Annotated in this window: 1 protein-coding gene and 1 pseudogene; both read left to right on the top strand. The window is 47.1% G+C overall.

The genetic code is table 11. The features are described 5' to 3' along the window. Window positions 1-2,396 (top strand): hemagglutinin repeat-containing protein (locus tag ACTHTJ_RS10600; protein ID WP_440361043.1); only part of this gene is annotated, 2,396 nt, incomplete at its 5' end. Between the two features lie 656 nt (window positions 2,397-3,052). Next, window positions 3,053-3,386, top strand: a pseudogene (locus ACTHTJ_RS10595) (hypothetical protein); the annotation flags it as partial. Between the last annotated feature and the right edge of the window lie 589 nt (window positions 3,387-3,975).

The raw sequence follows: 3,975 nt of genomic DNA, 5'->3' as shown, positions 1-3,975 counted from the left end.
GCGATATCCGGCTGCAGTCGGCCCAAGACAGCCAACATCAGGACGGCAAAAACCGCAATGCCGGCGTACAGGTCGGCGTCGGGGTTTCCGTCGGTGCGCAAACCGGTGTCTATATCTACGCCGAAGCGGCCTACGGCAAAGGCAAAAACCGCACCGACAGCCAAACCCATCAAAACACCCTATTGCAGTCCGACAAACTGCAGCTCAGCAGCAAGGGCAATACCGTGCTGAACGGTGCCCAAGCCCATGCCAAACGCATCGACGCCGATGTCGGCGGCACATTGCACATCGAAAGCCCGCAGGACACTGTCGAACAGGAGAGCAAACAAAGCGGCGGCGGCATCCGCGCCCAAGTCGCCCTCGGTACCGCATGGAGCGTATCCGGCAACTACAACCAAAGCAAAGCCAACGGCCACAGCCGCAGCGTCGGCAGCCAAAGCGGTCTCTTTGCCGGCGAAGGCGGCTACCACATCACAGCCGATAGCGTCCGGCTTAAAGGCGGCGCCATCGCTTCTGCCGCAGATAAAGATCACAACGAGCTCACCGCCCGCAGTTTCAGCTTTGAAGACATCCGCAACGAAAGCAGCTACAGTGCCCAAAGCATGGGTATCGGTGCCGGTTACGGCGGCAGCCTGAAAGGCAGCGACGGCTTCAATCAAAGCGCCTTTGGTCGTGCGTCCCAAACCGCCGGCCAGAACATGAACAAAGGCCTCAACTACAGCCCCACCCTGCCCCAGCATGAAAGCGGCAACAGCCAAGGCTATACCCGCTCCGTACTCAGCGAAGGCAACATCACCATCGGCGGCAAAAAAACCAGTGCCCGCGCTCTCGGCATCCATACCGATTCGGCCACTGCCCATCACGGTGCCGACAGCGTTCCCGATCTGCAAAATCTACTCGACAAACAGCAAACCGTCGCCCAATCGACTGCCGCCATCCACAGTGCCGTCGGCACCTATAGGGGCAACCGTGCCAAAGCCGCGACCCAAGAGCTGGAAAAACAACAGGCCGCTTACGAAGGCCGTCTGAAAGAACAAAACGACGGCAGCTACGAACACTACCTCAGCCTAAGCAACGCACAACGGCAGCAGGAGATGCTGGCCCATTCCCCCGCCTACGCCCAAGCTTACCAAGAAGCCCGAAGCTGGGGCGTAGGCGGCAGCAAAAGCCGTGCGCTTAGCGCCGCCGAAACCCTGATTACCGGCGCCCTGGGCGGACAGGGTGATTTACAGCTGGCGGCCAATACGTTGGCGCCGTATGCTGCAGCCGCCATCGGCAAGCGCTTCGGCCACGGTGAAAACAAAAACGAAGCCGCGCAAGCAATCGGCCACTTTATGCTCGGTGCCGCCTTAGCCTACGCCAACGGCGCCGACCCGCTTGCCGGCGGCAGCGCTGCCGTTGCCGCCGAACGTGCGGCCGGGTATCTGGCCAAACAATACGACGACGGCAAGACCGCGATTGACCCGACAACGGGGAAATTCAATCCCAACCTTTTACCCGAGCACATTAAGGAAGAGATCAAAGCGCAGACCGGGGCGATTGCTTCGGTGGTGGGTGCGGCGGGCGGCAGTCTGAACGGCAGCGGCAGCACCAACGGCAACAGCAATGCCCTGTTCAATGCACAGGTAGGGGGTGTGCTTGGACAGAATGCGGTGGAGAATAATTTATTGGCATTTAATTTAAAAAGTGATCCAAAGGCTCAGAAAAATTTTTTAAGTAAAGTAAAGAAAGAGCTTGGTGGAAAATTTGAATTAAGAGGAACAGGGAGGTTAAATAGCTTAGGCTATGAAATTATGGAATTGGTACCAATTAAGAAAAATACATTTCAGAATCTTACTATTAAAGAGAAAAAATTTTATGACATGCTTAACGAAGTTGTTGCAGATCCTAGTGGAACAGCTCAAATTACTCTGGTTTACGATGATAAAACGGTAAGGGGAGGTTCGTGGATAACTGGAAGGTTTGATGTTGGAGATATGGAAAAACTGGATACAAATAAAATTGTGTTATCTGGAAATGTATTAATTGCTCATGAATTTAATGAGCAATTAAATAAAGATAAATTAGGTATTTCACCTAATAATGTAGCTAATGATGATGATGATTTTATTAGCTCTCATAAAAATGCAATTATAATACATGAACCTAAAGTTTTAGATAATTCATTTCAATTTATTATTGAAAATGCTGTAATTAACGGAAAGAAATATGATAAATTTTATCTTAATAAAAAACAAAATAAGATAACGGGTATAATTTTTGGAACATTTCAGAACACGCCAAGAGGGAAAATACATATTTTCCAACCTTATCAAGAGGTAATAAATCCTAATAAAGATGGAAAATATAAATTTATAAATCCGGACAATCCTAATGACTACATTATATATCCTTAGAAATATTTTATTAATAATTGTTTTTATTTTGCTTTTTGGATGTTCATTAAAAGATCATCAGCATGAGGTATATAATGATTCACAATTTGAAATATTTGGTTTCATTGATCCAGATTGCATAAAGCAGGGAAAAATTTCCAATGAATGCTATAGATATAGGGAAAAGCGTAAGTAGAACATGTAGAAACAGTAGGAGTGTTTCTTTCTGATTTTTTAAAGTAAATGTACAGCTGCAAGTTTTTCGATTTTCTTACTGATAGGATAGAGCAATTCCGTTCCTAGGGTATTGAAAGCACCTAAGGGTTGCCTGTCCACCTCCCCTGGAAGCATCCTATCTGGCAGCCAAAGAGATTGTTGTAGGCACATGGGAGGGCATACGCCACCCGTGGGACAATACCATTGTTCCATTGGCCGAAGCCGTTTCCAGTCCCGTGCAAACAGTCAACAAAGTTGTGATGTCCTACGAAAACTGGAAAGCGGTTCGCGACGAAGCATATATCAACAATCCGCAACTTGCAGGCAGAATGGACGCAATGTTTGATGCCCGGGTTGGAACCAATGCAGCATTTATGGTTGTCAGCGGCGGGACGGCATCTGCCATTGTCCGCTCGCCTGCCGCCGCAAAGGTAGTGAATAGTGCCGGGAATTTAAGCAAAATTGTCCGCAAGGCCGAGGCTCCATCCGGAAAGGCTGTTCCTGTCGGCGAAGCCCGCATTCCCCAAAGCCCCCAAGCGGTAAAAGGAACAACCGTTACCTTGGCACAGGAACAACGCCTGGCCAACGGAGAGCTGATACCGAAAGGCTCTGTGGTAACGTGGTCGGACAATGCGGTGAAAGTGGTACGGCCCGACGGAAGCAAACGGGTGTTTAGCAGCCGGGATTGGGAACAGAAGGCATTGCCGAAACCGCAACTACCGAAAGATTACAGATATGATCCCAATATAGGGAAAAATAATCCGAATTTTAACAAAGAGCTTCACAAGAAAATTTATGATCAAGATCCAAGAGGGATTGAAGCTGTTAAGGCTAGAGAGCAGGTAAATAAAGCCAATAGAGAAAGAATAAAAAAATCTCCACACAGTCTAGTATTGGAAAAAGATAAGTATGGTAATGAGATTTTTTATAGGCGCATGTCTAAAGAAGATTTTATGGAATTCCAACAGAAAGGAAAATTATCTGCGACAAGTGAAACATTTATTTCCCCACTTAAAGCATATTCCGAACAGGGATATACTGGGGTACTGGTTAAATTTACTACCAAGCCAGGAACCATGGAAGTTTTAAAAAAGATTGGTACTACAGGCAATTCGGCAACAAATCGGCTCTTTCCGGATTTGCCCCGCACAGGCAAGGGCTGGACTGAAAAAACACAAGTGCAATTTAAGCTTGAAGGCCAAGGAAAGCCATATGTGAATAAAGGAAAAGGGGTAGTCAATACAGGACTGGGTAGGGCTGGCGGTAAAGAAACTTTTGAGAAACAGATTATTCATTTTGAAAAAATTGGAGATATAAAATGAGCTATTTAAATTTAGATGATGATATGTATTTGGTTTATGATTTTAAAAAAGATATGAAAAAT

Origin of the sequence: Neisseria sp. P0018.S001, assembly GCF_051957355.1 — a bacterium.
GTDB lineage: Bacteria > Pseudomonadota > Gammaproteobacteria > Burkholderiales > Neisseriaceae > Neisseria > Neisseria subflava_A.
This window is presented reverse-complemented; position numbering and strand designations above follow the sequence as displayed.